We start from the raw sequence: 14,634 nt of genomic DNA on the forward strand, positions 1-14,634 counted from the left end.
CCTCACGCCACCCAGTGCGGCCGGTCCACGGCCCGCGGCAGCGGCACCCCCTCGTGGAAGGCCCCGGCCAGCACCCGCACCCCCTCCTCCAACCGCTCGGCCGGCAGGGTGTACGGGATCCGCAACCGGTGCTCGAAGGTCCCGGGATCCACCCCGAAGCGGGCACCTCGGCCGATGTGCACCCCGGCCGCCGCCGCCCGCTCGGTCAGCCCCGAGCTCACCGGCTCGCCGAGGTCCACCCACAGCGACAACCCGCCGACCGGCACCTGCCAGGACCACTCGGGCACGTGCCGCTCCAGCGCCGCGACCAGCGCGGCCCGCTGCTCCCGCAACCGCTCCAGCCGCACCGGCAGCGCCTCCGCCATCCCCGCCACCAACGGCACCGCCACCAGCTGGTCCAGTACCGACCCCGTCATGTCGGCGGCCACCCGCCCGGCCGCCAGCTCGGTCACGAGATTGGCCGTGGCCCGGATCCACCCCACCCGCAGCCCACCCCAGTGCGTCTTGCTCAACGAGCCCACCGACAACACGTGATCGGCACCCCCGCGCGGCGCCAGCGAGGCCGACGGCACCGGCGCCGGCACGTCCAGCGCGATCTCCGTGAGCGTCTCGTCCACCACCAGCCAGGTCCCCGTCCGCCGGGTGGCGGCCAGCAACCGCAGCCGATCCTCCTCCGGCATCAGCGCCCCGGTCGGGTTGTGGAAGTCGGGCACCATGTACGCGACCTTGGGCACGGTCTGCCGCAGCGCGGACTCACCGATCTCCAGATCCCACCCGTCCTCCCCCACCGGTATCGCGGCCGTGCGCAGCCGCGCGTGCCGGATCGCGTCCAGGGCGTTGGCGTACGTCGGGTTCTCCACCATCACCCGGTCCCCGGCCCCGCACAGCAGCCCGAGCGCCAGCACCAGGGCCTGCTGCGCCCCGGCCGTGACGAGGATCTGCTCCGGCCGCGTCGGCAGCCCCCGCCGCGTGAACCGCTCGGCCACCGCCTCCCGCAGCTCGGGCAGCCCGTACGGGTGGTACCCGTGCCCCCGAGCGGCCACGGCCAGCCGCGGCCCCGCCCATTCCAGCGCCCGTTCCAGCGCCCCCTCGGGCGCCCCCATGGCCGCGATCCCGAGATCGATCCCACCCCCCGGCAACGAGCCGGCACCGTGCGCCCCCACGATCGGGTGCCCGTCGGGCAGCTCGGTCCACGTCCCGGCCCCCCGCCGACTGCGCACGTACCCGCTCTCCCGCAACAGGTCGTACGCCGCGGTCACGGTGGCCCGGCTGGCCCCCACCGCCTCGGCGAGCTCCCGCTCGGCGGGCAGCCGCACGTGCAGCGGGATCCGCCCGTCGAGGATCAACTCGCGCACCGCCCCCGCCAACGTGCGGTACCCCGGCCGCGCGATCACCTCACCGGGCAGCAGCCCCGCCAACTGCCGACTGCCCATGGACCTGTCCGCCGTCCGGACCACTCGCCCGTTCGCCATGCCAACCTCCCCTGATTGGCTCTGCCCACCAGGCCAATCCCGCTCCACACTCGCCTCATTGGCCCGCCCTTGGCAAGCACGAAAGCGAGGCGACCCCGTTGCTCCACCGCACCCCGCCCCCCACGTCCCTGACGGACCGCGCCGAACGCGCCCTGGCCCACTCCCACGAGTCCCGCATCTCCACCCCCCTCCGCCTCCCCCGCTTCCCCCGCCTCCCCGTCCTCCGCCTCTTCCCCCGCCGCACCCCCCGCCCGACCCCGGACCCGGCCTACGACTCCCCGTGAACGCCCCCACCCATCCCACACCCGCCACCCGAGCCGGTAGGCCGCACCGACCCGGAGCGGCCCACACCCAGCACGCACCCACCCGCACCCGCCACCCGACCAGAGTCCGCAGCGATCGCGGGACGGCTCATGCCCAGCCCCCACCGGACCCGGAAGCCGCCACCCGAACCGGAGGGGCGTAGCGATCGTGGGCGGCTTATGTCCAGCCCCCACCCACCCGCACCCGCCACCCGAACCAGTGGGGCGTAGCGATCCGAGGCGCTGACCCCGCCGGCCGGACTCGACAGGCTGGAGTCTTCACACCTGCCCCGGGCGTCTTTTCCGGGGCCTGTCCGCCGAGGTTTTGCCTTTCCGGGCCGGGTCGGGGGGTCAAGGGTGGAGCGCAGCGCAATCGCCGCAGGCGACGCCCGAAGGGCGCCCTTGACGCCCCGACCCGGCCCGGAAACCCTCGGCAGGCGGACAGGCCCGACACCGGCCACCCACTCCGACCCCGCCCAACCCCGACGCGGTAAGCCCCACCCCGGCCACCGCCTCGAACCGGCCAGCGGTGGTGCGGTGCTGGCGCGGGTGGCATCGGCGCGATTGACTGCGCGCGTGGAATCCGGACGCGTGGCGGATGGGGACGAGAGCCCGAGAACGGCAACCGGCGGCGAGAGCCCGAGGGTGGCCGAGCTTCGGCGCGCCGTGTCCCGGCTCAGACGGGAACTAGCGGCCTACCGGGGCGAGTTCGCTGAGCTCCCCATCGCCGAGGACGAACTGGCCGCGCTGCACGCCATGACCTCGGTCGCCGCTCCGGAACCCGACGTACGCCGCCTGCGCCGCTCGCTGTTGACGGTGGCCGGCGCCCTGGGGTCGGTGAGCGCGCTGGCACCGGCCCTGAGCCAGCTGAGGCGAGCAGTGGACAACTTCGGGTGAACCACCACTCGAGTGGTAAGCAGAACCCATGACCGCCGAACCCACCCCACCCGAACCCACCCCCACCCAACCCACCGCACCCGAACCCACCCCCACCCAACCCACCGCACCCGAACCCACCCAACCCACCACACCCGAACCCACACCCACCCGACCCACCCAACCCACCCCCACCCCCAAAATCGCCGGCCTCCTCCTGGCCGCCGGCGGCGGCCGCCGCCTGGGCGGCCGACCGAAGGCCCTCCTCCCGCACCGGGGCCGCCCTCTGGTCGAGAACGCCATCCGCGTCCTCCGCGACGCCGGCTGCGACCCGATCCACGTCGTGCTCGGCGCCTCGGCCGCCGAAGTCCGCGAGCGCGCCGACCTCTCCGACTGCACCGTCGTCGACAACCCCGACTGGGCGGAGGGCATGGGCTCCTCGCTCCGCCTGGGCCTCGCCTCCCTTGCTTCCTCCACCTCCCCCACCTCCCCCACCTCCCCCACCGACGCCACCCCGCGCCCCCAGGCCGCGCTCGTCTCCCTCGTCGACCAGCCCGGCATCGGCCCCGAGGCCCTGAAGCGCGTCCTGGCCGCCTACCGCTCGCCGGCGTCCCTCGCCGCGGCGGCGTACGACGGCGAACGCGGGCACCCCGTTCTCTTCGGCTCCGACCGTTGGGCGGACATCGCCGCCACCGCTACGGGGGACCGCGGTGCGCGTGTTCACCTGACAAAGCACGCGGCGGAGCTCACTCTGGTCGAGTGCGCCGACATCGCGGAGCCCTACGACATCGACACGCCCGAGGACCTCGGGCGCCTGGAGTGAGAGACGAGCACCCGAGAGACGAGCACCCCGACCAGACTGGCGAACCCTCCAAGCCGTCCCCCCAACCCAACCGCACCCCGTGACCGGCATGGCACTCAGAGCCACCCGGACCGGGTTTCTGTCGACCCAGAGAATCTCGACATCAACAAACCATTGAACTTCCACCACGTGGAAATTACTATCCACTGGTCAGAAGCGCCCTGAACCACAGACGGCGCCCGCGACCGCTTGACGGAACTCTCCCGCCACACGGCACTCCGTGCCGCAACAGCGGGACTGCACGAGCATTCCCCGCGGCCGCCAGGCACCGCCGCTGAAGGAGTGACAGTTATGTCAGCACCAGCGCCGTCCCCGCTGGCCATCGTCGACGCCGAGCCCCTGCCCCGGCAGGACGAGGTCCTCACAGAAGCGGCGCTGGCCTTCGTGGCCGAGCTGCACCGGCGGTTCACCCCCCGCCGCGACGAGCTCCTCGCCCGTCGCGCCGAGCGGCGAGCCGAGATCGCCCGCACCTCCCACCTCGACTTCCTCCCGGAGACCGCACAGATCCGCGAGGGCGACTGGAAGGTCGCGCCGGCGCCGGCCGCGCTCAACGACCGCCGCGTGGAGATCACCGGTCCGACCGACCGCAAGATGACCATCAACGCCCTGAACTCGGGCGCCAAGGTCTGGCTCGCCGACTTCGAGGACGCCTCCGCCCCCACCTGGGAGAACGTCGTCCTCGGCCAGCTCAACCTCATCGACGCCTACGAGCGCCGGATCGACTTCACCGACCCGAGGTCCGGCAAGTCGTACGCGCTCAAGCCGGCCGCCGAGCTCGCGACCGTCGTGATGCGGCCCCGCGGCTGGCACCTGGAGGAGCGCCACCTGCGCTTCGACGGCCGCCCGGTCCCCGGCGCGCTCGTCGACTTCGGCCTGTACTTCTTCCACAACGCCAAGCGCCTCATCTCGCTCGGCAAGGGCCCGTACTTCTACCTCCCGAAGACGGAGTCGCACCTGGAGGCCCGCCTCTGGAACGACATCTTCGTCTTCGCGCAGGACTACGTCGGGATCCCGCAGGGCACCGTCCGCGCGACCGTCCTGATCGAGACGATCACGGCGGCGTACGAGATGGAGGAGATCCTCTACGAGCTGCGCGACCACGCCGCGGGCCTGAACGCCGGCCGCTGGGACTACCTCTTCTCCATCGTCAAGAACTTCCGTGACGGCGGCGAGAAGTTCGTCCTCCCGGACCGCAACGCGGTCACCATGACCGCCCCGTTCATGCGGGCGTACACCGAACTCCTCGTCCGCACCTGCCACAAGCGCGGCGCCCACGCCATCGGCGGCATGGCGGCCTTCATCCCGTCCCGCAAGGACGCCGAGGTCAACAAGGTCGCCTTTGAGAAGGTCAAGGCGGACAAGGACCGCGAGGCCGGCGACGGCTTCGACGGCTCCTGGGTCGCCCACCCGGACCTGGTCCCGATCGCGATGGCCTCCTTCGACGCCGTCCTCGGCGACAAGCCGAACCAGAAGGACCGCCTGCGCGAGGACGTCGCCGTCGCGCCCGGCGACCTGATCGCGATCGACTCCCTCGACGCCAAGCCCACGTACGACGGTCTGCGCAACGCGGTCCAGGTCGGCATCCGCTACATCGAGGCCTGGCTCCGCGGCCTCGGGGCGGTCGCGATCTTCAACCTCATGGAGGACGCGGCCACCGCCGAGATCTCCCGCTCGCAGATCTGGCAGTGGATCAACGCGGGCGTCGTCTTCGAGAACGGCGAGCTCGCCACCGCCGACCTCGCCCGCGAGGTCGCCGCCGAGGAGCTCGCGGCCATCCGCGCCGAGATCGGCGAGGAGGCCTTCGCGGCCGGCAGGTGGCAGCAGGCCCACGACCTCCTCCTCCAGGTCTCCCTGGACGCGGACTACGCGGACTTCCTCACCCTCCCCGCGTACGAGCAGCTGATCGGCTGACCGCACAGCAGCCGCCTCAGCACCACGCACCAAGCACCAAGCACCAAGCACCAAGCACCAAGCACCAAGCACCACAACGCAGGGCAACACACCACAACACGCCACGACGCAGCACAGCTCGACCCAACAACACCCTTCGGCCCCCGGTGCCCCGCACCGGGGGCCGAGGCGTTTCCGGAGCGGAACGGGAGGGCCGCCGGAGCCCCAGCACTTCGGAGCCACACCCACCCGTCCGCAGAGCGCACAACCGGAACCGAAACGCGAACAGAAGCGGAAGACGGCGCAGCCATCGCCCACCCGAACGACCGGTCGGTCGTTACCCAATCGAAATCTGACGCTACCTAGCGGTAACAAAACAAGCCATGACACATTCCTGTCGCCACCGGCCGGCGGTACCCCCACTTCCCCAGCCATGCGCCCGAGTTGTCCGCTTCCTCCTCGGGCGTGGCCGACCGCAGGAGTTCCGCAGTGATCGGATTCCGCACCTCCCGCACCGCCCGCACGTCCAGCACGTCCCCCACGTCCCCGTCCGCCCCGCGCCGACGGCTCACGGCGGCCGTCTGCACTCTCCCGCTCCTGGTCGGCGCCCTCGTGGCCGCCGGAAGCGGGCCCGCGACCGCGAGCCCGGGCAACGGCCCGACGGCCTTCGTGAGCATGGGCGACAGCTACATCTCCGGCGAGGCCGGCCGCTGGAAGGGCAACAGCCTGACCAACAGCGGCAGCCGCGACGGCACCGACCGGGCCTGGGTCAGCGGCAGCACGTACGACCCCAGCCGCGTCTACGGCGCCACGGCGGCCAACGGCTGCGACCGCTCCGACTCCGCCGAGGTCAACGGCGCGGGCGGCAGCGTGCAGAAGGTGATCAACCTGGCCTGCTCGGGCGCCGTCAGCGACAACGTCTTCCGGTCCGCCAACGGCGGCGTCTCGTACAAGGGCGAGGCTCCGCAGGCCGACCAGCTGGCCGCCGTGGCCGCCGCGAACGACGTCAAGGCGATCGCGCTCTCGATCGGCGGCAACGACCTCGGCTTCGCCGACATCATCACCACCTGCGCCTCGGACTACATCGTCTGGTACTCGTACTGCTACGACGACCAGCAGACGGCCGTGGACTCCAAGATCGACGGCGTGATGACCAAGGTGGGCAAGGCCATCGACGAGATCCGGGCCGTGATGTCGACGGCCGGCTACAGCAGCTCCTCCTACCGGATCGTGCTGCAGTCCTACCCGTCCCCCATCCCCCGCGCCGCGGAGAACCGTTACTCCGAGAGCGGCTGGAGCCGGGTGAACAGCGGCGGCTGCCCGTTCTGGAACCGGGACTCCGACTGGGCCCGGGACTCGCTCGTCCCGCAGCTCGCCGGACGGCTGAAGGCAGTGGCCGCGGCGAAGGGCGCACAGTTCCTCGACCTGCGCGACATGCTCCAGGGCCGCGAGGTCTGCGCGAAGTCCAGCAAGCTGGTCAGCGCCACGTCACCGGCGTCCGCCACCACGAGCGAGTGGGCGCGGTGGATCGACAGCAGCGAGACGCAGGGCAAGGTGCAGGAGTCGATGCACCCGAACCACTTCGGCCAGCTGGCCCTCCAGCGCTGCCTGGCCCTCGCCTACGCCCAGTCGGCGACCGCCAGCAACTCCTGCCGCAACACGGCGGGCAGCGACGCGAGCGGCATGTACCTGACCGCCGCCCCGTAAGAACGAATACCCAGCACCCAGCACCACCCTCCCAAGGCACCCCACCCAGGGGTGCCTTGGGAGACCCGCGCACTGAGCCTCCGTCAACTTGACGTCGCGCTTCAAAGGGCCGATGCGATCGGCCCTCTGGGCGCTCGTGTCGGTCGCGGGCGTCAGCCCGCAGAGAAGATCATTACCTCCCCCGCCCGCCTCGCGGCCCACGCCAGCCGCCGCCCGCTGCGGATCGAAAGCACCTCGCCCTGAGCCCACGCGCCCACGCGCCCACGCCGGCCTGGCGGAGGCTTGCCGGCCTGCCGGCCGCATCACCTGAGGGTCGGCGAGCCGTCCCGTCGAGGGAGCAGAACGGCAGGACGCCGGCTCACGGAAGCCGGCCCCGCGGCGTCACGCGACGTACCCGCCGTCAAATCAAAGAGGGCAAAACAGGCATTCAAGCGGACCGTCAGCCCACAGGCAACGCCGCAGAATCGATTCCCTTTCACGGGAAGGAGCTCCTGCTGCAATTGGGTGAGATTGGCCGTGTCCTGTTTCCCGCCGTCCCGGCAGGATGCAATTCTGAATGAGTGACTTCGATCGATATGAGCCACGGCCTTGATTGGCTGATCCACCCATTCGGGTCCGACGAGTTCTACAAACTCCATTACGAAACGGCACCTCTATGCGTTCGGCGTGACAATGCCGCATATTTCGCAGGCTTGCCTGATTTGGATTCGGTGGATGAGCTACTTTCTACCACGGTGTCCAACCGGGTAAACTCAAGGCACGGTGAGCGCCTCACCCGGTTTGAGGCGGACGGGTCCTCTTCTGATCGAAGCGCACGAGTTACCTCCAACGCCTCGGTGGACATCCACGGAATTTACCGCTCCTATCACAGCGGTTTTACCGTAGTGATCAACCAGGTGCATCGCCGATCAAGCCCGGTCGCCCGCCTATGTCGCGGATTGCAGGCAACGATGCACCATCCGATCGGGGCGAACCTGTACCTCACTCCGGAAAGCGCTCAAGGCTTTCCCCCGCACGTCGACACGCATGACGTATTCGTTCTGCAACTTCACGGGACGAAAGAATGGCACGTGTCGACACCAACTTCCCCGCTGCCACTGGCGCAGACTAAATACAAAAAGCAGGAAATTCCAGACTTTCAGGTCTACGACCTTTCGCCCGGAGACATGCTCTACCTCCCTCGCGGCTACAGGCATGAAGCCATTACCGGGGCGTCTTCGTCGCTGCACCTAACGATTGGCATCAACGCCTTTCGCTGGCATGACCTATTCAGTGAGGCACTCGAGCTTCTCGCAGACGAGGACGTGGCGCTCCGCAACGCCCTACCAGCTGGATACATGCGTAAGCCTCTTGACATGGACTATGTAAAGAAAGTGTCACGCCGCGTGGCGGAGGCTCTCTGTAGCGCCGAATTGATGGGAAGGGCCAAGGAGCGGATCGCTTCGCGATTTCTCGCCTCGGATGCGGCTGCCGGCATCTCGCAGTTCCGCTCCCTCGATGCAGTCGCCAGTCTGACCAGCACCTCAATCGTTGCACGGCGTCCAGAAACCCTCTGCCTCGTAGGTTCGGCGAACGGTCGGGCCACTATCGAATTCGGGGGGAATTACGTTTCCGGACCTGACTCCATCGCTCCAACACTTCAATTCGTCGCCGAGAACGAGCAGTTTGCGATCGGCGACCTACCAGGAAGGATGCACGAGGAGGATCGCATGGAGCTCATTAAGCGACTGGTCACAGAAGGCCTACTGGAGGTTCTGCAGAAATGACGAATGAAAAGTCGGGGAATGGCGAAGAGGGTGACATCGGGTCTCTCATGAGCAGCCTCGGCCGGAGCGCACTGCGCCACTGGGGCGATACCCTCCCCCTCCTGGACCCGCGGTACGACGACAAGCGCCTCAAGAAGGCAGCCGCACGCGCCATGGTCGATGAGGAGTTCCGCACACACCTAGTCAAGAACTCTGACAGCTTCGACGGGGACGGGAGTGGCTCATCTGATCGGGTTCGCATCGAGTTCCATGCGAACGGACCCAGTGTCCTGCATGTGGTCTTGCCGCCGACGGAAAGGGAGCTGGAAAACCTCCCGGCCACCCTCCGCGATGATCTGTCATCGGGCAGCTCCGAACGAGGACACTGGTTCAAGGACGACTGGAATTGGGGCGATCCTGGTAACGACCCAGGATATGACCCGACTGGCTGAATCGGGCGCTCCAGCCCGCACGTCTGCCTGAGCGGCGGCCACGGCCGTGGCCGCCTCCGCTGCCTCCAGGCGCTCCGCCTCTGCCCTGGCCCTGGCCTCAGCGGCCTCCGGCTGCACCACCTCCGTACGTTCGCGGCGGCGCCCCACCCCTCGGCAGCCGCTTCCGCGAACCGCACGTGGCCGTTGCCGGCCGGCCGCCGCGCCACCATGTACCTGTGGCGCAGGCACTGCGCAATCGCCTGAGCAGCACAGGGCACTCCCGCTGAGGCACTCGGGGCCGACGGCCGACTCGGCCTGCACGGCAGTGTCCTCAGAACCCGGTGCTCGGCGAGGCGGCGTGATCTGTGAGGGGCTCCTCAGTGCTTGAGCAGCGAGGAGCCCCTCAGCAGTCATTCACCCACCCACCTCCCCCACCAGCGCCCCCAACCCCGCCCGCGCCCCCGCCTCGTACGCCCGCTCGAAGACCGGCTCGGTGAGCCGGGCCCGCAGCAGCGCTTCGCGCGGCGCGCGCCCGCGGGCCCAGTAGGCCACCGCCCGGGCGTCCCGCAGGAACGCGGCCCGGATCCGGTCCACCGCACCGAGCAGCCGGGCAGCGCCCTGGTGCCGACCCAGGTCGGCCACCACCGCGGCCAGCAGCTCGCCCGAGGCCGCCAGCCCCAGTAGGTCCCCGAGGGCCAGCTGCGCCTCCAGGGCACGCAGGAGCTCCGCGCGGGCGGCCTCCGCCCGGGCCTCCAACCGCAGGACGGACGCGTGCGCGTACCGGATCCACGAGCGGGCCCAGGCGTCGTCGGGCAGCTCCGAAGGACCGTCCTCGACCGGCACCGCAGCCGGGTCCACGCGGGCCAGCGCCAGGGTGTACGAGGCCACGAGCGCGGCCCGGCCGGGTCCGAACCCTGGCTCCGCGGGCAGGAGCTCCAGCGCCTCGGCGAACTCCGCCACCGCCTCGCGCGTGCGGAGCTCCCACACCGCGACGGTGCCGCGGACGTGCCCGAGGTACGCCAGGGACGCGTCCTCGCCCTCGTGCACGGCGGCCGTCCAGCCCTCCACCAGCAGCGGATCCGCGCCATCGCACTCCCCCAGGCACGCGGCGATCCAGGCGGTCAGCCACAGGGCGCGGGCCGGCCGCGGGGCGGGGTGCAGGGCCAGCGCCCGCTCCAGGTGCCGGCGTCCTTCGGCGAGCAGGCCGCAGGCCACCCAGAGGAACCACAGCGAGACCGCGATCTCGAGTGCGGGACCGGGGCCGGAGCCGGCCATGGGGTTCATCGCCGCGCACAGATCGGGCAGTTCCCGCAGGGCCAGAGCGCGTGCCTCGCGCTGGTGACCGCCCTGCCAGAGCCGGGCGGCCCGGTCGGCCACGGCTCCGTACCAGGCGTGGTGCCGCCTCGCGGCCTCGGCCTGCTCGCCTCGGGCCACCAGCCGGCGGGCGGCGTGGGCCCGTACGGAGAGCGGCAGCCGGTAGCGGCCGGGGCCGGCGTCGAGCAGCAGCCCGGAGGCCAGCCCGGCGAGGGCCGCTCCGGCGGCCGCCCGGCCGAGTCGGCCGAACCCGCAGACGGCCTCCACGGCGGTCCGGTCGAAGGAGCCGGCGAACACCGACAGGCGTTCCCACAGCAGCTGCTCAGTGGGCGAGCAGAGCCGGTGGCTGCGCTCGGCGTCAGCGCGCGACCCCCGGCCTGCACCCCCGGTGAGTAAGGCCAGCGGGTCGGCGGCGAGCTTGCGCAGGGCCTGTTCGGGGGCGTACTGGTGCAGCCGTCCGGCGGCCAGTTCCAGAGCACCTGGGATGCCGTCGAGGGCGCGGCAGAGACGGACCACGTGGTCGGCGTTGCGCCGGGTGATCTCGAAGAAGGGATCCGCCCCGCGGGCGCGCTCGACGAAGAGACGTACGGCGGGGTACTCGGCGATCCGCGCCCGCGCACCGGCGTCCTCCGCCGAGGGCCACCCTCCCGGCCCCGCGGGCAACGGCCCCACGGACAACGGCAGGACGGACGCCGGCAGGACGGACGACGCAGAAGCCACAACGGACGAAGGAGATGAGGAAGGCGAAGAAGACGAGGAAGACGAGGAAACCGAGGAAGACGACGAGGACGAGGAATCGGACGTCGTCACGGCGCCCGCCGGCGGCACACCCAGCGGCGGAACCGCCAGCACCGCTTCGCCCTCGGTGCCGAGCCTCCGCTGCGAGGTGGCCAGGATCCGCAGCCGCGGGCACCGGAGGAGGAGTTCGGCGGCCAGCCCCGCGCTCAGGTCGCCGAGTTGTTCGCAGCCGTCGAGCACCAGCAGGACGTCCCGCCCCGCGACCACGTCCAGCAACTCGCCCTCAAGGGCGGCCCAGCGGTCCTCCGGCAGCCCACCGAGGTCGGCCCACACCACACCATGCACCGCCCGCACCGTCTGTACCGCCTGTACTGCCCGCACCGCCCGCACCGCGATCCGCGTCTTGCCGATCCCCGCCGGGCCGGTGAGGGTGACCAAGCGCTCCGTAGCGAGCAGCGCGGCGACGGTGGCCAGTTCTCGCTCGCGGCCGACGAAGCTGGACAGTTCGGCAGGCACCGTGGCGCGAACGCCAGAGCCGGACGACCCCACGCGTCCTCCCCCGAGTTCCCCGTGATCCCCGATTTCCCTGAACTGCAACGCAACGGCCCGCGCAACCAGTTGAATGCAGGAAGGGGAGATCATCGGCCGTCACCCCGGTCCCCCGCCCCCACGACCGGGAGAACCGCCAGGGGAAGGTATGGACTCAGCCATTTCCGCCATGGACGACACCGACCGGGCCCTCGTCCACGCACTCCAACTCGCCCCGCGCGCCAGCTGGGAGCGGTTGGCCCCGGTCCTCGGCACCCGGCCTGACACCCTCGCGCGCCGCTGGGAGCGGCTCACCGCTGCGGGCGACGCCTGGGCTTCGGCGCTGGCCCTGCGCACGGGGGTGCACGGGCCCAGCATGGCCTGGATCGAGGTGACCTGCGACGCGGGCAGCGCGCCCGTGGTGGGCCGGGCGCTGACCGGGGATCCGCACGCCCTGCGGGTGGAGCACGTGACCGGCGGCCGGGACCTGCTGCTGTACGTGGTGGTGCCGGACCTGCCGGGCCTGTACCGGTACCTCTCCTGCCGCGTGCAGCGCATCCCCGGCGTGCTGGGCACCCGTACGTCCATGGTGACGGCCGTGCACTACGGCCCCGACCGCTGGCGCCTGGACCAGCTCACGCCGGCGCAGTCGGCGCAGCTGGTGCCGCTCGGGCAGGGCGGCCGGGCGCAGCCGGTCGCCGCGTCGGGGTCGGCGCCGATGACGGAGGGGGACCGGCCGCTGGCGATGGCGCTGGCCCGGGACGCGCGGCGCAGCGTCGCCTCGTTGGCGCGGGAGCTGGACATGAGCGAGTCGACCGTACGGCGCCGGCTGGCCCGGCTGGAGGCGGCCGGCTCCCTGCACTTCGAGTGCGTACTGGCGCACGTCCACTCGGGGTGGCCGGTGTCCGCGACGCTGTGGGCCGAGGTGGCGGAGCACGAGGTGCCCGAGTGCGCGGCGACCGCGGCGGGGCTGCGCGAGACCCGGGCCTGCATGTCGACGACCGGGCCGTGGAACCTCGTGGTCACCGCGCGGCTCCGCGCGGTCGAGGACCTCTCGCGCTACACGGCGGAACTGACCCGCCGGCTGCCGGCCCTGCGCGTGGCGGACACGGCCGTCTCCCTCTACGTACGGAAGTCCACGGCGCAGGAACTGGACCGGCAGGGGCGTCGGGTGCGGTGCGTGACCCCGGACATCTGGTCCGACCCGGCGCCGGGGGCCGGGGACGAGACCCCGTTATCCCCCGACGCCCGAGCCGGCCCCGACCGGCACGAGCCACCCGACCGGCCCGAGCCACCCGAACCAGCCGGCCGGCCCGAGCCAGACCCCTCAGTGCACCCGCACCGCCTCGACTCCACCAGCACCAGCAGCGCCTACAGCCCCCGCACCAGCCGCATCCCCCACCCGACCCGCAGCCCCCCGCGCACCCAGGTGGTTGAAGGCGAGGTTGAGGACGATCGCCACCACACACCCCGTGCTGATCCCGGAGTCGAGCACGACCAGCAGATCCTTCGGGAAGGCGTGGTAGAAGTCCGGGGCCGCGATCGGGATCAGCCCGACGCCCAGGGCGACCGCCACGATCAGGGCGTTCTCGCCCTTCTCCATGGCCGCGCCCGCCAGGGTCTGGACACCGCTGGCGGCGACCGAACCGAAGAGCACGATCCCGGCGCCGCCGAGCACCGGCAGCGGGACCAGCGCGATGATCGAGGCGGCCACCGGACACAGCCCGAGGGCGATGAGGATGAGTCCGCCCGCTGCGACGACGAACCGGCTGCGCACCTTGGTCATGGCGACCAGCCCGATGTTCTGGGCGAACGCGCTGCACATGAAGCCGTTGAAGACCGGGCTCAGGGCGCTGCCGAGGGCGTCGGCCCGCAGGCCGCCCTCGATGGTGCGCGCGTCGGCGGGTCGGCCGACGATCCGGCCGAGCGCCAGCATGTCGGCGGTGGACTCGGTCATGCAGACCAGCATCACGATGCACATCGAGACGACGGCGGCGACCTGGAACTGCGGGGCGCCGAAGTGGAACGGCGTCGGGAAGCCGATCAGGTCCGCCTCGCGGATCGGGGTGAAGTCGGTCAGGCCGACGGGTATCGCGATCAGGGTCCCGGCCACCAGACCGAGCAGGATCGCGATCTGCTGGAGGAAGCCGCGCAGGAACCGGCGCAGCAGCAGCACGATGACGAGTGTGGCCGCGGCCATGCCGATGTTCGTCAGGGAGCCGTGGTCGACGGCACGGCGGTTGCCGCCCTGGGACCAGTTGAAGGCGACCGGCAGCAGGGAGACGCCGATCAGCGTGATCACGGTGCCGGTGACCACCGGCGGGAAGAACCGGACCAGTCGGCCGAAGTAGGGGGCGGCGAGGAAGCCGAGCACTCCGGCCACGATGATGGCGCCGAACACGACGGGGAGGGCGTCGGCCCCGGCGCTCTTGCCGATGGCGACCATCGGCGTGACGCCGGCGAACGAGACGCCGTTGACGAACGGGAGCTTGGCGCCGACGCGCCAGAAGCCGAGCGTCTGGAGCAGGGTGGCCAGGCCCGCGGTGAAGAGCGAGGCCCCCATCAGGAACGCGGTCTCGGTGGCCGAGAGGCCGACGGCGGGCCCGACGATCATGGGCGGGGCGACGACGCCCGCGTACATGGCGGCCACGTGTTGGAGTCCGCTGGTGAACATGCGCAGCGGGGGCAAGGTCTCGTCGACCGGATGCGGCCCCGCCGGCGCGGCGACTTCGTCTGTGGGATTCCCGGGCTGTGTGGTCACAGCGTCCT

The 14,634-nt window shown here is 71.3% G+C and carries 10 protein-coding genes and 1 pseudogene; 8 read left to right on the forward strand and 3 right to left on the reverse strand.

The features are described 5' to 3' along the window. Positions 1–2 precede the first annotated feature (2 nt). Positions 3–1,472, reverse strand: a complete 1,470-nt coding sequence (locus ACIQCH_RS30445) for a PLP-dependent aminotransferase family protein (protein WP_402586152.1) — start codon at positions 1,470–1,472, stop codon at positions 3–5. A 98-nt stretch (positions 1,473–1,570) separates the two neighbouring features. Between ACIQCH_RS30445 and ACIQCH_RS30450 the strand changes: the two genes are divergently transcribed. The 7 genes from ACIQCH_RS30450 (at position 1,571) to ACIQCH_RS30480 (ending at position 9,306) form a co-directional block, all read left to right on the forward strand. Next, positions 1,571–1,756 carry a hypothetical protein gene (locus tag ACIQCH_RS30450; protein ID WP_402586154.1) on the forward strand — a complete coding sequence of 62 codons (186 nt, stop codon included), beginning with the start codon at positions 1,571–1,573 and terminating at the stop codon, positions 1,754–1,756. A 609-nt stretch (positions 1,757–2,365) separates the two neighbouring features. Continuing rightward, a complete protein-coding gene (locus ACIQCH_RS30455; protein WP_402586198.1) occupies positions 2,366–2,671 on the forward strand; it encodes a DUF5955 family protein in 306 nt (101 codons plus the stop codon). 28 nt (positions 2,672–2,699) lie between these two features. Then, the gene (locus ACIQCH_RS30460) at positions 2,700–3,473 is read left to right on the forward strand and encodes an NTP transferase domain-containing protein (RefSeq protein WP_402586156.1); all 774 of its coding nucleotides are present in this window, start codon (positions 2,700–2,702) and stop codon (positions 3,471–3,473) included. Positions 3,474–3,803: 330 nt separating this feature from the next. After that, entirely contained in the window at positions 3,804–5,423 is a 1,620-nt protein-coding gene (gene aceB / locus ACIQCH_RS30465; RefSeq protein WP_402586158.1) for a malate synthase A, read from the forward strand. A gap of 468 nt (positions 5,424–5,891) precedes the next feature. Next, positions 5,892–7,109 (forward strand): GDSL-type esterase/lipase family protein, encoded by a 1,218-nt coding sequence (locus ACIQCH_RS30470; RefSeq protein ID WP_402586160.1) that lies wholly within the window; start codon positions 5,892–5,894, stop codon positions 7,107–7,109. A gap of 560 nt (positions 7,110–7,669) precedes the next feature. Then, positions 7,670–8,875, forward strand: coding sequence for a cupin domain-containing protein (locus tag ACIQCH_RS30475; RefSeq protein WP_402586162.1), 1,206 nt, complete (start codon positions 7,670–7,672; stop codon positions 8,873–8,875). Further along, positions 8,872–9,306, forward strand: a complete 435-nt coding sequence (locus ACIQCH_RS30480) for a hypothetical protein (RefSeq protein ID WP_402586164.1) — start codon at positions 8,872–8,874, stop codon at positions 9,304–9,306. Before ACIQCH_RS30475 ends, ACIQCH_RS30480 begins: the two co-directional genes overlap by 4 nt. A gap of 393 nt (positions 9,307–9,699) precedes the next feature. Here the strand turns inward: ACIQCH_RS30480 and ACIQCH_RS30485 are convergent, their stop codons facing one another. After that, the gene (locus ACIQCH_RS30485; protein ID WP_402586166.1) at positions 9,700–11,853 is read right to left on the reverse strand and encodes an ATP-binding protein; all 2,154 of its coding nucleotides are present in this window, start codon (positions 11,851–11,853) and stop codon (positions 9,700–9,702) included. A gap of 202 nt (positions 11,854–12,055) precedes the next feature. Between ACIQCH_RS30485 and ACIQCH_RS30490 the strand changes: the two are divergent. Beyond that, positions 12,056–12,670 (forward strand): annotated as a pseudogene (locus ACIQCH_RS30490) (Lrp/AsnC family transcriptional regulator); the annotation flags it as partial. 522 nt (positions 12,671–13,192) lie between these two features. Here the strand turns inward: ACIQCH_RS30490 and ACIQCH_RS30495 are convergent. Then, a complete protein-coding gene (locus ACIQCH_RS30495; protein ID WP_402586168.1) occupies positions 13,193–14,539 on the reverse strand; it encodes a nucleobase:cation symporter-2 family protein in 1,347 nt (448 codons plus the stop codon). Positions 14,540–14,634 lie beyond the last annotated feature (95 nt).

Source organism: Streptomyces sp. NPDC093225, from assembly GCF_044753805.1.
GTDB lineage: Bacteria > Actinomycetota > Actinomycetes > Streptomycetales > Streptomycetaceae > Streptomyces.

Bases quoted from the DNA above. Each gene is read 5' to 3' on its own strand.
- ACIQCH_RS30495 (WP_402586168.1), bottom strand. From the start codon at position 14,539: ATGTTCACCAGCGGACTCCAACACGTGGCCGCCATGTACGCGGGCGTC.
- aceB (WP_402586158.1), top strand. From the start codon at position 3,804: ATGTCAGCACCAGCGCCGTCCCCGCTGGCCATCGTCGACGCCGAGCCC.
- ACIQCH_RS30445 (WP_402586152.1), bottom strand. From the start codon at position 1,472: ATGGCGAACGGGCGAGTGGTCCGGACGGCGGACAGGTCCATGGGCAGT.
- ACIQCH_RS30460 (WP_402586156.1), top strand. From the start codon at position 2,700: ATGACCGCCGAACCCACCCCACCCGAACCCACCCCCACCCAACCCACC.
- ACIQCH_RS30480 (WP_402586164.1), top strand. From the start codon at position 8,872: ATGACGAATGAAAAGTCGGGGAATGGCGAAGAGGGTGACATCGGGTCT.